Raw genomic sequence first — 15,607 nt, forward strand, 5'->3', positions numbered from 1 at the left:
AGAGCGAGGGAAATAGTGATATGACAACTTATACACCAATGATGCAACAGTATCTACAGGTAAAGGAAGATTACAAAGATGCCTTTTTATTTTTTAGATTAGGTGACTTTTATGAAATGTTTTTTGAGGATGCTATCAATGCCTCACAAATTTTAGAGATTACATTAACAAGCCGAGATGCAGGCGCAAAAGAGCGAATACCAATGTGCGGTGTGCCGCATCATTCGGCTAAAAATTATATTGAAACACTTGTGCAAAAAGGCTATAAAGTGGCCGTTTGTGAACAAACAGAAGATCCAAAGCAAGCAAAAGGTGTGGTCAAACGTGAAGTGGTTCGGCTTATCACACCAGGAACAATTATGGAAGGGAAGGCACTTGATGGTAAATCCAATCATTTTATTGGCGCGGCAGAGCAACTAGATGACACAACATTTGGCTACGCTTATTTAGATTTATCAACAGGTGAAGCAGTGGTGTCGTCTATTGAAGGCGATGAGAAAGCATTATTAATGCAAATGCAGGCTTATGGTATTCGAGAGCTTATTGTAACGGATAGTTTGCAGCTATTGTTAGCAGAGCATGCCGTCAATGCTGGTATCGTGCTTTCGATTGAAGTGAATGAAATGTCTATGGACAAAGCAGCAAGCTATTTAGAAGCTGTACCACAACCGTTACAAATTGCGTGTCTTCGCTTGTTAGCTTATATCGATCAAACGCAAATGCGATCTTTATCACATATTCAAGCATTCACGTTTAATGAAATCAAAAATTATTTACGTATTGATTCTAGCTCTAAGCGAAATTTAGAGCTTATTCAATCAATTCGTGGTGGAGATCAAAAAGGGACACTTTTATGGTTATTAGATGACACCGTGACAGCGATGGGTGGGCGAAAATTAAAACAATGGCTACACCAGCCGCTTGCCACACATTCAGCTATAGAAGCTAGACTAGCGATTGTTACGGATTTATTGGAAGAATATTTTGTACGAACAGAGCTTCAAGCATCCTTAAAACAAGTATATGATTTAGAGCGGTTGGCTGGTCGTGTTGCTTTTGGCAATGTGGGTGGACGAGATTTAGCCCAATTGCGTGATTCTTTACGTCAAGTGCCAGCTATTCAGCAACAGTTGATGGGGTCAAATAAAGAAACATTACAGCAATTAGGTGTGGAACTTGATACATGTACAGATGTCGAGGAACTGTTAGCAAAAGCGATTACAGATAATCCACCTATTACCATTAAAGAAGGGGATGTCATCCGTGATGGCTATAATGAACGCTTAGACGAACTTCGCTATGCTGCTCGTAATGGTAAGGATTGGATTGCCCAGCTTGAACAAGAAGAACGTGTGAAAACGGGTATTAAAAATTTAAAAATAGGCTATAATCGCATTTTTGGTTACTATATTGAAATTACAAAATCAAATATTCATTTAGCGGATTTAACACGCTATGAGCGCAAACAAACGCTGGCGAATGCGGAGCGCTATATTACACAGGAACTAAAAGAAAAAGAAGCATTGATTTTAAATGCTGAAGAAGAAAGCTTAACATTAGAGTACAACCTGTTTGTGGAAATTCGTGATGCATTAAAAGCTTATATTCCACGTGTCCAAGCACTGGCAGCAAGCATTAGTGAGTTAGATGTTTTACTAAGCTTTGCGAGCGTCTCAGAAAAATACCGTTTTACGAAACCAGAATTTCATGGTGGACGTGCCCTGAAAATTATAGAAGGACGCCATCCTGTAGTTGAAAAAATGTTGAATAAGCAAATGTATGTACCAAACGATTGTGTGCTAGAAGAGCAGAACAATATGATGCTTATTACAGGACCGAATATGTCTGGTAAAAGTACTTATATGCGTCAAGTAGCATTAATTGTTGTCATGGCACAAATGGGCTGCTATGTACCTGCTGAAAAAGCAAAATTGCCTATTACCGATCAAATTTTTACTCGAATTGGAGCGGCCGATGATTTAGCAGCAGGGCAATCTACATTTATGGTGGAGATGCTTGAATCACAACATGCTATTATGCATGCAACGAAAAATAGCTTGATGCTATTTGATGAAATTGGACGTGGAACATCAACCTATGATGGTATGAGTTTGGCACAATCGATGATGGAGTATATTCATGACAAAATTGGAGCAAATACGTTATTTTCTACGCACTATCATGAATTGACAGCACTTGAAAAGGATTTGCCACGCTTACAAAATGTGCATGTTTCGGCCACTGAAAAAAATGGTACGGTCGTTTTCCTGCATAAGGTGAAAAAAGGCGCGGCTGATAAATCCTATGGTATTCATGTGGCACAGCTTGCTCAATTACCAGAAGAAATTTTAGCTAGAGCACGTGTATTACTTGAGAACTTTGAGGCAGGGAAAGAGGTAGTTGCCGAAACACAGGTGATAGCTGAACAACCAGTGCAGATGTCTTTATTTGCAGAGGCAGAGCCACTTTCACCAGCCGAGGCAGAGGTGCTAAAGAAATTAGAAAAGGTAAATATTCTAGGTACATCACCAATGCAGGCGATGAATATTTTATATGAGCTACAGCAAGAGCTAGTGAACGCTAAAAAATAAAGGAGTGATACGTTAGTGGGAAACATACAAATTATGGACGAATGGCTATCCAATAAAATCGCAGCAGGAGAGGTAGTAGAAAGACCAGCTTCTGTTGTCAAAGAGCTAGTGGAAAATGCTATTGATGCTGGAAGTACGTCCATTGATGTTTTTTTACTAGAAGCGGGTCTCACTTCCATTCAAGTAATAGATAATGGTAGCGGTATGGATGAAGAGGATGCAGTAATATCATTCTCTCGTCATGCTACTAGTAAAATTCATCAAGAACATGATTTATTCCGTATTCGAACACTTGGCTTCCGTGGTGAGGCTTTAGCATCTATTGCCTCTGTTTCCAAAATGACATTGATTACATCAAATGGTGAATCTGGTACACATTTAGAGCTTGAAGGTGGACATATCCTCACTCATAAGCCTGGTCCGTTGCGCAAAGGGACTGATTTAACAGTATCACAGCTATTCTTTAATACACCCGCCCGCTTAAAATATATGAAAACCATTCAAACCGAACTTGGGCATACAATAGACCTGATGAATCGCCTCGCACTTGGTAACCCACAAATTGCATTCAGATTACTGCATAATGGTCAACAATTACTGCAAACAAATGGTCGAGGAGATGTACAACAAGTACTTGCTGCTATTTATGGTGTACATAATGCCAAGAAAATGGTGTCATTCCAAGGCGAGTCATATGATTATCGAATTTCTGGCTTTGTAACCTTACCAGAGGTAACACGTGCTTCTAAAAATTATATGTCCCTATTTGTCAATGGTCGCTGGGTCAAGCATTATTTAGTACAAAAGGCTATTGTCGATGCCTATCATACGTATTTACCTATTGAGCGTTTTCCAATAGTTGTTCTTTATATAGAGGGTGATCCCTACTTAACAGATGTGAATGTGCATCCTGCAAAACATCAAATTCGTTTAAGTAAAGAGCCTGAGCTTTTGAAGTTAATAGAAGAAACCATTCGTGAAAAGATACGCAACATTATTCGAGTCCCACAAATGGAGAAGAAAGAAAAAATCGTTAAACCAGTTACGGAGCAATTAAATATTTGGAAGCCTGCCCCTAAGATTAATGTGGAGAAAATGAATGCCATCGTAGAAAAACTTTATGATGTCCAAACCATTCAAGAAAACAATCGTGAACAGATAGTGGAGCCTATGCCTATTTCTACTGTTCAGGAGGAAAGTTGGCAGCCAACACCACAAATGGAGGCTGAAACAGTTGATGAAGTAACGATCGTTGCACATTCGGAAGTATTGGAAGAGGCACCTACGAAGGAACCTTTTCCTGAACTAGAAGTAGTAGGGCAAATCCATGGCACATACATTGTCGCGCAAATGGAGGATGGTTTTTACTTAATTGATCAGCATGCTGCACAGGAACGCATTAAATACGAATTTTTCCGTGAAAAAGTCGGTCAAGTCAATCCTCATGAACGTCAGGCATTATTGTTACCACTAACATTCCATTATGCAGCTGATGAGGCACTGATATTACGAGAGCACAAGCATGAGTTAGAAGCTGTAGGCGTATTCTTAGAGGAATTTGGACAGTCATCTTTCGTTGTGCGTGAGCATCCGAGCTGGTTCCCACAAGGGGAGGAACAGGAAATCATTGAGGATTTAATTGAACAGGTGCTGACAACTAAAAAGGCTGATATCAAAAAACTACGTGAGGCAGCAGCGATTATGATGAGCTGTAAGAAATCGATCAAAGCCAATCATTATTTAACAAAAGAACAAATGGAAATATTGCTACGAGATTTACGCAATGCAGATAATCCATTTACATGCCCACACGGACGTCCAGTGCTTATCCATTTTACATCATATGAAGTGGAAAAAATGTTCAAACGGGTTATGTAATGAAAAGGGGGAAAATGGATGGGCGAATTTATTTTAGCGATTGATCAAGGAACGACAAGTTCAAGAGCCATTTTATTTAATAAAAAAGGTGAAATTGTTCATGTCGCACAAAAGGAATTTCAACAAATTTTTCCAAAGGCTGGCTGGGTAGAGCATAATGCAAATGAAATATGGGGCTCTATTTTGTCCGTTATTGCAGCCGTATTGACCGAAAGTGGGCATGAAGCAAGTGAGGTTCATGCGATCGGTATTACCAATCAGCGCGAAACGACCGTTGTGTGGGATAAACACACAGGTCAGCCGATTTACAATGCGATTGTCTGGCAATCACGCCAAACACAGGACATAGTGAATGCCTTAAAAGAACAGGGGCATGAAGAACGTTTTCAGCAAAAGACAGGGCTACGCCTAGATGCTTATTTTTCAGCGACAAAAATTAAATGGATCTTAGATAATGTGGATGGCGCCCGTGAAAAGGCTAACAATGGAGATTTATTATTCGGCACGATTGATTCCTGGATAGTTTGGCGATTATCAAAGGGAAAGGCCCATGTGACCGATTACTCAAACGCAGCTCGAACTTTGCTCTACAATATTCACGAATTGCAGTGGGATGAGGAACTTTGCCAGCTTTTAGATATTCCGATGTCCATGCTCCCTGAAGTAAGGAATTCATCAGAAATATACACAGAAACGGCTCCAAGTATATTCTTTGGAGAAAGAATCCCGATTGCTGGTATTGCGGGTGATCAGCAAGCCGCACTTTTTGGTCAAACTTGCTTTACCAAAGGAATGGCGAAAAACACGTATGGCACAGGCTGCTTTATGCTATTAAATACTGGACAGCAGGCAGTGACATCTGAAAATGGTTTATTGACGACCATTGCTTGGGGAATAGATGGGACGGTGACCTATGCATTGGAAGGTAGTGTTTTTGTAGCAGGGTCAGCTATCCAATGGCTTCGGGATGGACTACGGATGATTCGTACAGCTGAGGATTCTGAAACCTATGCTAGAAAAGTAGACAATACGGATGGCGTCTATGTTGTCCCCGCCTTTGTTGGGCTCGGTACACCTTACTGGGATACTGATGCTCGTGGTGCCATTTTTGGCTTAACACGAGGAACATCAAAAGAACATTTTATTCGCGCAACACTTGAATCATTAGCCTATCAAACGAAAGATGTACTGGATGCAATGGAGGAAGCAGCGGGTACTCCGATTGAAGTACTCCGTGTAGATGGTGGAGCTGTCAAAAATCAATTTTTAATGCAGTTCCAAAGTGATGTTTTACAGCTACAAGTTGAACTAGCAAAACTGAATGAGTCGACAGCACTCGGTGCAGCCTATTTAGCGGGGCTCGCGACAAGCTTTTGGCCAAATCAAGAGGCTTTATCCACATTATGGGTGAGTGGGCAAACCTACCAACCTCACATGGATGAAGTGCAAGCCACAGCTCTGTACACTGGCTGGCAGAAGGCTGTAGAGGCAACACGAATTTTTAAATCATAGCTATTGGGGGAGAAAGGTATGTTTTCATTTGAGCAGCGACCAAAAATTTTATATTATCTAGAGCACTATAGCTTTGACGTATTAGTCATTGGTGGTGGTATTACAGGTGCAGGAATTGCATTAGATGCCGCATCAAGAGGCCTTTCTGTCGCATTAATTGATATGCAGGATTTTTCAGCTGGTACGTCGAGCCGATCAACCAAACTGATTCATGGTGGCCTGCGGTATTTAAAGCAATTTGACGTAGGAGTTGTAGCGGAAGTTGGGCGAGAGCGTGAAATCGTTTATGATAATGCGGTACATGTGACAACGCCTGAAAAAATGCTATTACCTTTATATAAAAAGGGTTCGCTTGGTCCATTCACAACATCTATGGCACTAAAGGTCTATGATCGCTTGGCGGGTGTCAAAAAACATGAACGTAGAACGATGTTAAACGCCCAAGAAACCCTAGCATTAGAACCTTTGCTTAATCAAGATGGATTGGTTGGTGGCGGCTACTATGTAGAATACCGTACAGATGATGCCCGTCTGACAATTGAAGTATTAAAAAAGGCTGCAGAATATGGAGCACTTTGCCTCAATTATGCAGAAATGACGGAATTTATCTACGACAAGAAAAAGCTTGTTGGCATTAAAGTGAAGGATCATGTAACGGGTAACATACTCGATGTCCATGCCGCACAAATTGTAAATGCGACAGGCCCTTGGGTTGATGACGTACGACAAAAAGATAAAGTAGCAGATAACAAGCAATTACGTCTGACAAAGGGCGTTCATATTGTCCTCAAACAGAAGGACTTTCCACTAAAGCAAGCTGTTTATTTTGATATTGTCGATGGACGCATGGCCTTTGCTATTCCTCGAGATGGTAAAACCTATGTAGGGACGACGGATACTGTTTTTGAGGGTAATCCTGTACATCCAGTGGCAACACAGCAAGATGTGGATTATTTAATTGAGGCAGCTAAAAAGGTCTTTCCAACAGCTACTATTACAAGAGAAACAATTGAATCCTCCTGGGCAGGCGTACGACCACTAATTTATGAAAAAGGCAAGGACCCATCTGAAATTTCAAGAAAAGATGAAATATGGACAGCGCCCAGTGGTTTAATGACGATTGCTGGTGGCAAACTCACAGGCTATCGCCAAATGGCTGAAACAATTGTCGATAAAATTGTGAAGGCACGTCGTTACAAGCATGCAAGTGCCTGTTTAACACGTGAGCTAGCACTTTCTGGCGCAAAAGGAATCAACGCTATTAATTTCCCTGATTATATTGCCTATAAAGCACGAGAAGGTGTACAATACGGCTTAAATTATGATGAAGCCAAACAGCTTGTACAAAAGTATGGCACGAATGTAGATGCCTTATTTGATCGTGTGAAATTTTTACATGAACATGGCAGTACAATGCCTCTTGCCCTACATGCTATGCTACTGTATGGCATAGAAGCCGAAATGATCTATACACCTAGCGACTTCTTTATTCGTCGTACGGGCTTATTATACTTTGATATTGAAGCAGTAAAGCTTTATAAGCAGCAAGTGATTCAGGTGATGCAACAACGCTTGAATTATACAGAGGAACAAAAAAATAGGTATATTGCTGAATTAGAGCAAGCCATTATCGATGCAACAAATTTTGTGAAAGAAGGGGAGTAAGGGATGGAGCGTTATATTCAAATGTCAGATGAACATTTTGTCTTCACTCGAACATTGGAGCCTTCAACGCCATGTATTGGACATATTCACATTTTGCATGGCATGGCAGAGCACAGTGGGCGCTATTTAACATTTGCGAAAACACTCAACGCAGCAGGCTATGTCGTGACGATGCACGATCATCGTGGACATGGTGAAACGGCAGCTTATAATGGAACATTAGGCTTCTTTGCTGAAGAAAACGGCTTTGAGCGTGTTGTAAAAGATGCTCATGAGGTGATCACACAATTACATGCATCGTACGCTGATGTACCATTAATTCTTTTTGGTCATAGTATGGGGTCTTTCATTACTAGACGCTATATTCAACTATACGGAGAACAAGTAAACAATGTTATTCTCTGTGGTACTGGAAATGTGACAGCCTTACATGCTGTTGGAAATATTTTAGCCAGAGCATTAGCAAAGGGGCTAGGGAAAGAAACTGAAAGTAAGCTGTTAAATCAACTGAGTTTTGGTAGCTTTAATAAACAATTTCCGAATCCAAAGACTGCCTATGACTGGTTATGTTCAGTTCAACAAGAGGTGCAAAAGTATATAGACGATCCCTATTGTGGCTTTATTCCAACGAATCAATTTTTTGTAGATTTAACAACGGGCTTTGCAACACTAAATCGTAAAAAAGAATTAGCAAGAGTAAGAAAAGATCTTCCTATTCTCTTGATAAGTGGCAGTAAAGATCCCGTCGGTGAACAGGGGCTAGGCGTTTACACAGTTGCTGAACAGTTAGCAGCGGTGGGCATAGAGGATGTAACGGTTTATTTATTCGAGGATAAACGACATGAAATTTTAAATGAAGACAATCAAGAAGCAGTCTTTCAAGTTTTAATACGGTGGTTAGAAAAATATGATAGAAATTAAATTACAGCAGGCAGAGGTCATAGCGATTGTGGGACCGACTGCCTCTGGTAAAACGGCTTTAAGCATTGAATTGGCAAAGAAATATAACGGTGAAGTCATTAATGGTGACTCCATGCAAATATATAAAGGGCTCGATATCGGGACAGCTAAAATTACGGAAGAAGAGATGGAGGGCATTCCTCATCATTTACTAAGTTTTTTAGAGCCGACAGCATCTTTTTCAGTGGCAGACTATCAAAAATTGGTACGCGCAAAGATTGCGGAAATTCAATCTCGTCAAAAATTACCTATTATAGTAGGAGGCTCAGGCTTATATGTACAAGCTGTCCTCTATGATTTCCAATTTACTGATGAAAAAGTAGATGAGCGAGCACGTAAAGCCTACTATGAGGAATTAGCAAAGCTTGGCCCTGAGGCAATGCATGACAAATTAAAACAACTAGACCCTCAAGCAGCGGAGACAATTCATCCAAATAATACACGACGTGTTATTCGTGCATTAGAAATGCTGGAATTAAGCGGTGTCTCGAAAGCAGCCGAAGCACAAAATCGAGGGGAAGTACCCCTTTATAAGCATGTTATTTTGGGACTAGGTCAAAATATGTCTCGTGAGGTGCTTTATGACCGCATTAACCGTCGTGTTGATTTGATGATGGAAAATGGCCTTTTGGAAGAGGTAAAGGGATTATGGCAGCAAAATATCCGAGGTGTGCAGTCTATACAAGCCATTGGGTATAAGGAATTATATGATTATTTGGATGGCAAATGTACCCTAGAAGCAGCCATTGATAGCTTAAAACAAAATTCCCGTCGCTATGCAAAAAGACAGCTTACTTATTTCCGCAATAAAATGGATATCCATTTTATTACACCAGATGACCGATTATAAGAATAAAGAAAAATTTCTAAAAATTACTAATTGATAAATTGGTAGAACGTGCTACTATAGGAATGAAGAGGTAGAAAGTTAGTAGGGAGGCTATTTGATGAAATCAATCAACTTGCAAGATACGTTCTTGAACCAACTACGAAAAAACAGTGTTTTTGTAACTGTATTTCTGTTAAACGGATTTCAGTTAAAAGGGACTGTGAAATCATATGATAATTTTACAGTTTTACTGCTGGATGCTGACAATAAGCAGCACCTAATCTACAAGCACGCCATTTCTACATTCGTTCCAGCAAAACAAATAGAATTTTTAGAGACAGAAGTATAAAAAGATTGTTAAACAGTTAGTGTTCTCCACACTGGCTGTTTTTTTTGCTACAAGCTATAATGATAGTGGAATTTGATATTTTGGAGGACAAAGTTAATGAAAACAATGGAAACAACACAATTATTAGATCTTTTAGATGCAAATGAGGACCTATATATTATTGATGTTCGTGAAGAAGATGAAGTAGCACACGGCATGATTCCAGGCGCTCAGCATATTGCACTTGGAACAATCCCTGAACGTTTAGAGGAATTAGATGTAGAAAAGCCATATATTATTGTGTGTAAGGCTGGTGCTCGTTCTGCCAACGCCTGTGCTTACTTAGAGGCACAAGGATTTGATGTAACAAACCTTGAAGGCGGCATGCTGGCTTATGATGGAGAATTAGAATTTAAATAAACCATGAAAAAAGAAAGAGCATATACTCTTTCTTTTTTTATGTTGTTGAAAAAAATCGTGTCACTAGCAGAAAAAGACCTTTTGGCAAGGTAAGGGGTTGATTTCCGATCTGCCAGCGTCCTTTCCAGGGGGCGTCCGAGGAGCTTTCCCTCACTAGCGTTCGCCCACAGGAAAGCAAGTAGCCTGCAACGGAAACCATTTTCACCTTTCACAAAAAAGCTATTGCTGGTTTTGTTTTTCTTATGCTTGTTTTTTCAGGGAGTCCATGATGAAATTAAAATTCTCCTCAAAATTTTTGTAGAGATGAACATTTTTTTGTCCCTGCACCTTTGAAGCATAGCTAGCAAAGTTTAGACCAGCGCCATAAATTTGTAGTGCTCCATTCGCCAAATCACCCTTTTGGAGAAGCTCAATGCCGTCTTTCAAGAAATTTTGACTCTCCTCGAAATGACACTCCGTAATGTATTTATCACCACTATGAAATAACTTTAAGTTTTCTAGTATTTTATTTGCTGTCTCTTCACTAATAGAAGCGTCGACATTTATTAGCAGTTGATTGATCGGTTTTACCAACTTGGCATAGAGGCTATCATGCGTTTCACAGGTTTCAGCACTGGCATTTCTTAATTCTTTTGCATTCATTTTATCTTCCCCTAACTTTTCATTGTTTTATTACTTGCTGAACCTTCCCCTAATTTTAATATTTTAAATCCTGAATTTTCAGAAATATGTTATGATTATAGTGAATGAAGGAGGGATTTTGTATGTTTCGATCCATAGCACCCCCAACAATGTCTTTGCAGTAGAATCTACTGTTTAGGCATTCGATAATAGCTTGCTCATTTCGATAGATTCTACTGTATAGGCTAAAACGATATACGTAGAAAGTAGGAATTTGTAATGAGCGGAAAATTAGCATTTGTATTGTCCATGATTATTTTTGGTGCTGTCGGTGTTTTTGCGAAGTTTATTCCTTTATCCTCAAGTGAAATTGCCTTTTGGATGAGTATCATTGGCGCTTGTTTTTTGTTGGCCATATTTGTTTATAAAAAGGAAAGCTTTTCGAGGATCACGATTGTCCAAAATAAATGGCCGTTAATGCTTTCAAGTTTAGCATTATGCGGTAATTGGATATTTTTATTTCAGGCTTATAAGGAAACGACCATTGCCAATGCAGCACTAAGTTATTATTTTGCGCCAGTACTGGTCATCTGTTTATCTCCTATTATTTTAAAAGAGACGTTAGTAGGGAGAAAAATAGTGTATGTTGCTGTAGCATTAATAGGCCTATTTTTGATTGTCCAAAGCCAAAACATGGAGAACAGTGGTCACTTTATCGGTATTGTCTATGGTTTGATCGCAGCATGCTTTTACACGGTACTAACCTTTACAAATAAACGTATTCGTGGTTTAAAAGAGCCCGAAAATACAATTATCCAACTCTCTTTAGCTGCATTTTTGCTCTGTCTCTATATTGTAGGGACTACGGGTTTTCAAGTGATGCAAATTAGTTTTGGGTTCGTTCTAGTATTGATAGTACTTGGTATTGTGCATGCAGGTGTGGGGTTCTTTTTGTTCTTTTTAGGCATGTCTCAGCTAAAAGGTCAAAGTATAGCCATTCTTAGCTATATTGATCCACTGACATCATTAGTACTCTCAACAATGATTATTGGTGAACAAATGACAGTCCTACAAATAATAGGGGCTGTTCTTCTATTAGGCTCAACATTACTAAGTGAATTGGAAAAGACATAAGCCACTTTATAGTGTTACTGTTTAGTTTTACAAGTTTACTTTTCACATATTGACAGGAAAAGTGAGCTGTCGTAGATTTAAAGTAGTTGAATAAAAGCAATAGGTGCCCAATAGGGAGAATAGGGAATAAAGTGAAAAGCTTTAGCGGACCCGCCACTGTATAAGGGAGTTTCATAGTGAATGCCACTAGCAAATTGCTGGGAAGGTGCTATGAGATGTTGAACTTGAGCCAGGAGACCTGCCTACATGCTTTAGAAGATATAGATGATGGAAAAGTCTGTAGTTTATTTGTCATGACAATAAACTACAGACTTTTTCTTTTTGTCTTAAAAAGAGAGGAGCAATTTCATGCAATTACTACAAGACACGATACAAAACATCCAAGGTGCTGACCTGAAGGTGATGGAGCAAGCTAGACAGCGTATAGATGCCCTATGTAAACCCCCTGGCAGTTTAGGAAAACTAGAGTCCATTGCAGTGCAGCTTTCTGGCATAACTGGACAATTATTTCCGGTGATTGATAAAAAAGTCATCATTGTTTGTGCAGCAGATCACGGTGTTTGTGAGGAAGGTGTAACCACGAATCCACAAGATGTGACGGTCTTTCAAACATTAAATTTTCCTAAGGGAGGTACAGGTGTTTGTGCGATTGCGGGCATTACCAATGCAAAGGTAGTAACAGTAGATGTTGGGGTAAAAGAAGATATTCCACTTGATGCAGGTGTCCTCATTCATAAAATTAAATATGGTACAGGTAACATGGCACAAGGTCCAGCTATGTCTAGAGAAGAGGCTATTCAATCCATTGAAGTAGGAATTCGTGTGGCAACAGAGGAAATCAGAAAAGGTGCCAATGTACTTGGTACAGGTGAAATGGGCATCGGTAATACAACACCGAGTGCAGCGATATTAGCTGTTCTAACTGACTGTGACCCAATTGAAGTAACAGGATTTGGAGCAGGAGTTGGTCAAGGTGGAATTGCCCATAAAGCGGCGATTATTGAAAAAGCAATTAGCTTAAATACGCCTAATCCTAAAGATGTCATCGATGTTCTAGCTAAGGTTGGCGGGTTAGAGATAGGGGCGATGATAGGCATTATACTTGGCGCTGCAGTCCATCGTAAACCTGTTGTCATTGATGGATTTATTTCAACTATTGCCGCGCTCATTGCTTATAAGCTCGAACCAAAAGTAAAAGATTATATTATTCCTTCCCATGCCTCAGAGGAACCAGGGGCTAAAATTGCCGCTGCATTACTTGGCATTGAACCAATGTTGTACATGAATATGCGTTTAGGTGAAGGCTCTGGTGCAGCCCTAGCCTTTCCCATTTTAGATGCAGCCTGCTCGATGATGAAAAATATGGTGACTTTAGAAGAATCAATGCAGTTGTTAAAAAGATAAAAACAATAAAACAGCCAATGACTTAATTTTTGGTCATTGGCTGAATGGTATTTATGCTCGATTTAACTTACGTAATGGCAAGCGCCACTTCATCATATAGGAAAGAATACGTAACGCTGTAATTACTGCGAATAAAATATAAAGGAAAATGTCCCCTGTAAAAACCTCAAATCCGATTATCAGCCCTGCGAGAGCTGCCCAAACACCATAAACTTCATCACGGAGAACTAATGGTTTTCGTCTAGCTAATAAATCTCGTACAATACCACCACCTGAACCTGTTAAAACTGCAGCTACAATGACCGCGCTAATTGGCATATCAAGCTTCACAGCATAGAGTGCCCCTTGAATAGCGAATGCTGATAAGCCAATGGCATCTGTGAAGTTACCCCAACGATGCCAATGCTGAATCAGATGATGTGGAAAAATAAAGAATATCGTAATTGCAGCCAGTGCAATTTGAAACATCATATCCTGCCCCCATAGTGTTGTGACAGGTAGTCCGATGAGTAAATTTCGAATTGCTCCACCACCAAAGGCCGTAACAATACCAAGTATATATACACCGAATAAATCGTATTCTTCTTCCATGGCAATGATTGCCCCAGAAATAGCAAAGGCAATTGTTCCTATAATACTAAAAACCTCCCAAGCCATCCCTTTCACCCCTTCTATCAATAAATAAACTTTTTTATAAGTTAAAAGACTTTTTTACGTAACAGAATCTATGAATTTAATAGCCAAAATCAGTCATTAAATACGCTTCTTGAAATAAGTCCGCACATTAGCTTAGCGTAAAATTCCGTTAGAAACAATAGGCAAGTTTTACAGGTGCACATACAAATTGATAAAATGTGATTAAAATAAAGAAAAACATTCGTCAAAAGCATTTATATACCAGTGTTTGGTTAGGGAATTCTAGAGTGATTGATGTCAATTTAGATAGTCAATAAATCTTACTGAATGAAATGCGGGACAATTGTGAAATGGAGAAGAAAGAATGACGTTTACATCAAATTTATCTACACAAACGCTATCCTTAGCGACAAAAATAGAGGAGCAAGTGCGGCCTTATCATGCCAAGGTAGAAGAAATGGCATTTTATAACCAGCAGAAGGTGCTAGCAGCATTTCGCAAGCATCAAGTGAGTGACTACCACTTACATCCATCTAACGGCTATGGCTATGATGATGAGGGACGGGATAATCTAGAACGTGTTTATGCGGAAGTATTTGGAGCAGAGGCAGCCATTGTTCGCCCCCAAATTATTTCAGGGACACATGCAATCACGCTTAGTCTATTCGGTGTTTTGCGTCCTGGTGATGAGCTGCTTTATATTTCTGGTCAGCCATATGATACATTGCAATCCATTGTTGATGGTGGTGATAAAGATACAGGCTCACTGAAAGATTATAAAATCGGTTATCGACATGTGGATTTACTAGATAACCAGGCCATTGATTGGTCAGGTGTAGAAGCGGCCATTACAGCACAAACAAAAATGATTGCCATTCAACGTTCAAAAGGCTATGCAACACGTCCATCCTTTACGATTGATGAAATTGCTGATATGTGTGCAAAGGTACGTAAATTAGCCCCTGAAGCTGTTATTTTTGTAGATAACTGCTATGGTGAGTTCGTAGAGGCGCAGGAACCTACAGAAGTTGGTGCTGACTTAATGGCTGGCTCGCTCATTAAAAATCCTGGTGGAGGATTGGCGAAAATTGGTGGCTATATTGCTGGCCTAGCAGATTTAGTGGAGAAATGTGCCTACCGCATGACATCTCCAGGTATAGGTGCAGAAGCGGGGGCCACATTAAATACACTAGGTGATTTTTATCAAGGATTTTTCCTAGCGCCACATGTTGTATCGCAAGCATTAAAAGGTGCGATCTTTACAGCTGCAATGCTGGAGGAAATCGGTATGAACACTTCTCCAAGCTATCATGCGAAACGTACAGATTTAATTCAATCTGTGTCTTTCCAAACAGCGCAGCAAATGATTGCCTTTTGTCGTGAAATACAAGCGAATTCACCAATCAATGCCCATTATGCTCCGGAACCAGCATATATGCCAGGTTATGAAGATGATGTCATCATGGCGGCTGGAACGTTTATTCAAGGTTCCAGCATTGAGCTGACAGCAGATGGCCCAATACGACCGCCATTTACTGCTTTTATCCAAGGTGGACTAACATATGAACACGTTAAATTTGCAATTTGTAGTGCGGTTCAAGCCATTCAAAAATCATAACAAGACAATAG

At 39.8% G+C, this 15,607-nt stretch carries 13 protein-coding genes and 1 riboswitch; of the genes, 11 read left to right on the forward strand and 2 right to left on the reverse strand.

Features of this window, described 5'->3' with window-relative positions; translation table 11 throughout:
* Positions 1–20 precede the first annotated feature (20 nt).
* The 8 genes from mutS (at position 21) to MHB65_RS05930 (ending at position 10,183) form a co-directional block, all read left to right on the forward strand.
* Positions 21–2,591 carry a DNA mismatch repair protein MutS gene (mutS, locus tag MHB65_RS05895; protein WP_342442747.1) on the forward strand — a complete coding sequence of 857 codons (2,571 nt, stop codon included), beginning with the start codon at positions 21–23 and terminating at the stop codon, positions 2,589–2,591.
* A gap of 15 nt (positions 2,592–2,606) precedes the next feature.
* Positions 2,607–4,469, forward strand: a complete 1,863-nt coding sequence (gene mutL, locus MHB65_RS05900) for a DNA mismatch repair endonuclease MutL (protein WP_342442748.1) — start codon at positions 2,607–2,609, stop codon at positions 4,467–4,469.
* 18 nt (positions 4,470–4,487) lie between these two features.
* Complete coding sequence (glpK, locus tag MHB65_RS05905; protein WP_342442749.1) at positions 4,488–5,981, forward strand: glycerol kinase GlpK; 1,494 nt, start codon at positions 4,488–4,490, stop codon at positions 5,979–5,981.
* 18 nt (positions 5,982–5,999) lie between these two features.
* The gene (locus MHB65_RS05910) at positions 6,000–7,646 is read left to right on the forward strand and encodes a glycerol-3-phosphate dehydrogenase/oxidase (RefSeq protein WP_342442750.1); all 1,647 of its coding nucleotides are present in this window, start codon (positions 6,000–6,002) and stop codon (positions 7,644–7,646) included.
* Positions 7,647–7,649: 3 nt separating this feature from the next.
* On the forward strand, positions 7,650–8,567 hold the full coding sequence (locus MHB65_RS05915; RefSeq protein WP_342442751.1) for an alpha/beta fold hydrolase: 918 nt from the start codon (positions 7,650–7,652) through the stop codon (positions 8,565–8,567).
* Positions 8,554–9,456: a tRNA (adenosine(37)-N6)-dimethylallyltransferase MiaA gene (gene miaA / locus MHB65_RS05920; protein WP_342442752.1), complete on the forward strand. Its 903-nt coding sequence runs from the start codon at positions 8,554–8,556 to the stop codon at positions 9,454–9,456. The genes MHB65_RS05915 and miaA overlap by 14 nt, the downstream gene beginning before the upstream one ends.
* 97 nt (positions 9,457–9,553) lie before the next feature.
* Positions 9,554–9,784, forward strand: coding sequence for an RNA chaperone Hfq (gene hfq / locus MHB65_RS05925; RefSeq protein WP_205442062.1), 231 nt, complete (start codon positions 9,554–9,556; stop codon positions 9,782–9,784).
* Between the two features lie 96 nt (positions 9,785–9,880).
* Positions 9,881–10,183, forward strand: coding sequence for a rhodanese-like domain-containing protein (locus MHB65_RS05930; protein WP_009371183.1), 303 nt, complete (start codon positions 9,881–9,883; stop codon positions 10,181–10,183).
* Between the two features lie 240 nt (positions 10,184–10,423).
* On the opposite strand, the gene MHB65_RS05935 is transcribed toward MHB65_RS05930, so the two are convergent.
* Positions 10,424–10,825 carry a hypothetical protein gene (locus tag MHB65_RS05935; RefSeq protein ID WP_342442753.1) on the reverse strand — a complete coding sequence of 134 codons (402 nt, stop codon included), beginning with the start codon at positions 10,823–10,825 and terminating at the stop codon, positions 10,424–10,426.
* A gap of 258 nt (positions 10,826–11,083) precedes the next feature.
* Between MHB65_RS05935 and MHB65_RS05940 the strand changes: the two genes are divergently transcribed.
* The gene (locus MHB65_RS05940) at positions 11,084–11,938 is read left to right on the forward strand and encodes a DMT family transporter (protein WP_342442754.1); all 855 of its coding nucleotides are present in this window, start codon (positions 11,084–11,086) and stop codon (positions 11,936–11,938) included.
* Positions 11,939–12,022: 84 nt separating this feature from the next.
* Positions 12,023–12,199: riboswitch (cobalamin riboswitch) on the forward strand.
* Between the two features lie 87 nt (positions 12,200–12,286).
* Entirely contained in the window at positions 12,287–13,342 is a 1,056-nt protein-coding gene (gene cobT / locus MHB65_RS05945) for a nicotinate-nucleotide--dimethylbenzimidazole phosphoribosyltransferase (RefSeq protein ID WP_342442755.1), read from the forward strand.
* 51 nt (positions 13,343–13,393) lie between these two features.
* On the opposite strand, the gene MHB65_RS05950 is transcribed toward cobT, so the two are convergent.
* Entirely contained in the window at positions 13,394–13,999 is a 606-nt protein-coding gene (locus MHB65_RS05950; RefSeq protein ID WP_205442065.1) for a trimeric intracellular cation channel family protein, read from the reverse strand.
* Positions 14,000–14,342: 343 nt separating this feature from the next.
* Between MHB65_RS05950 and MHB65_RS05955 the strand changes: the two genes are divergently transcribed.
* Positions 14,343–15,596 (forward strand): methionine gamma-lyase family protein, encoded by a 1,254-nt coding sequence (locus MHB65_RS05955; protein ID WP_342442756.1) that lies wholly within the window; start codon positions 14,343–14,345, stop codon positions 15,594–15,596.
* The last annotated feature ends 11 nt before the right edge of the window (positions 15,597–15,607 follow it).

Source organism: Lysinibacillus sp. FSL K6-0075 (genome assembly GCF_038592945.1).
GTDB lineage: Bacteria > Bacillota > Bacilli > Bacillales_A > Planococcaceae > Lysinibacillus > Lysinibacillus fusiformis_F.

Excerpts from the sequence above, each read along its gene's own strand:
- mutS (WP_342442747.1), top strand. The coding sequence starts at position 21 with ATGACAACTTATACACCAATGATGCAACAGTATCTACAGGTAAAGGAA.
- glpK (WP_342442749.1), top strand. The coding sequence starts at position 4,488 with ATGGGCGAATTTATTTTAGCGATTGATCAAGGAACGACAAGTTCAAGA.
- MHB65_RS05910 (WP_342442750.1), top strand. The coding sequence starts at position 6,000 with ATGTTTTCATTTGAGCAGCGACCAAAAATTTTATATTATCTAGAGCAC.
- MHB65_RS05915 (WP_342442751.1), top strand. The coding sequence starts at position 7,650 with ATGGAGCGTTATATTCAAATGTCAGATGAACATTTTGTCTTCACTCGA.
- miaA (WP_342442752.1), top strand. The coding sequence starts at position 8,554 with ATGATAGAAATTAAATTACAGCAGGCAGAGGTCATAGCGATTGTGGGA.
- hfq (WP_205442062.1), top strand. The coding sequence starts at position 9,554 with ATGAAATCAATCAACTTGCAAGATACGTTCTTGAACCAACTACGAAAA.
- MHB65_RS05930 (WP_009371183.1), top strand. The coding sequence starts at position 9,881 with ATGAAAACAATGGAAACAACACAATTATTAGATCTTTTAGATGCAAAT.
- MHB65_RS05935 (WP_342442753.1), bottom strand. The coding sequence starts at position 10,825 with ATGAATGCAAAAGAATTAAGAAATGCCAGTGCTGAAACCTGTGAAACG.
- MHB65_RS05940 (WP_342442754.1), top strand. The coding sequence starts at position 11,084 with ATGAGCGGAAAATTAGCATTTGTATTGTCCATGATTATTTTTGGTGCT.
- cobT (WP_342442755.1), top strand. The coding sequence starts at position 12,287 with ATGCAATTACTACAAGACACGATACAAAACATCCAAGGTGCTGACCTG.
- MHB65_RS05950 (WP_205442065.1), bottom strand. The coding sequence starts at position 13,999 with ATGGCTTGGGAGGTTTTTAGTATTATAGGAACAATTGCCTTTGCTATT.
- MHB65_RS05955 (WP_342442756.1), top strand. The coding sequence starts at position 14,343 with ATGACGTTTACATCAAATTTATCTACACAAACGCTATCCTTAGCGACA.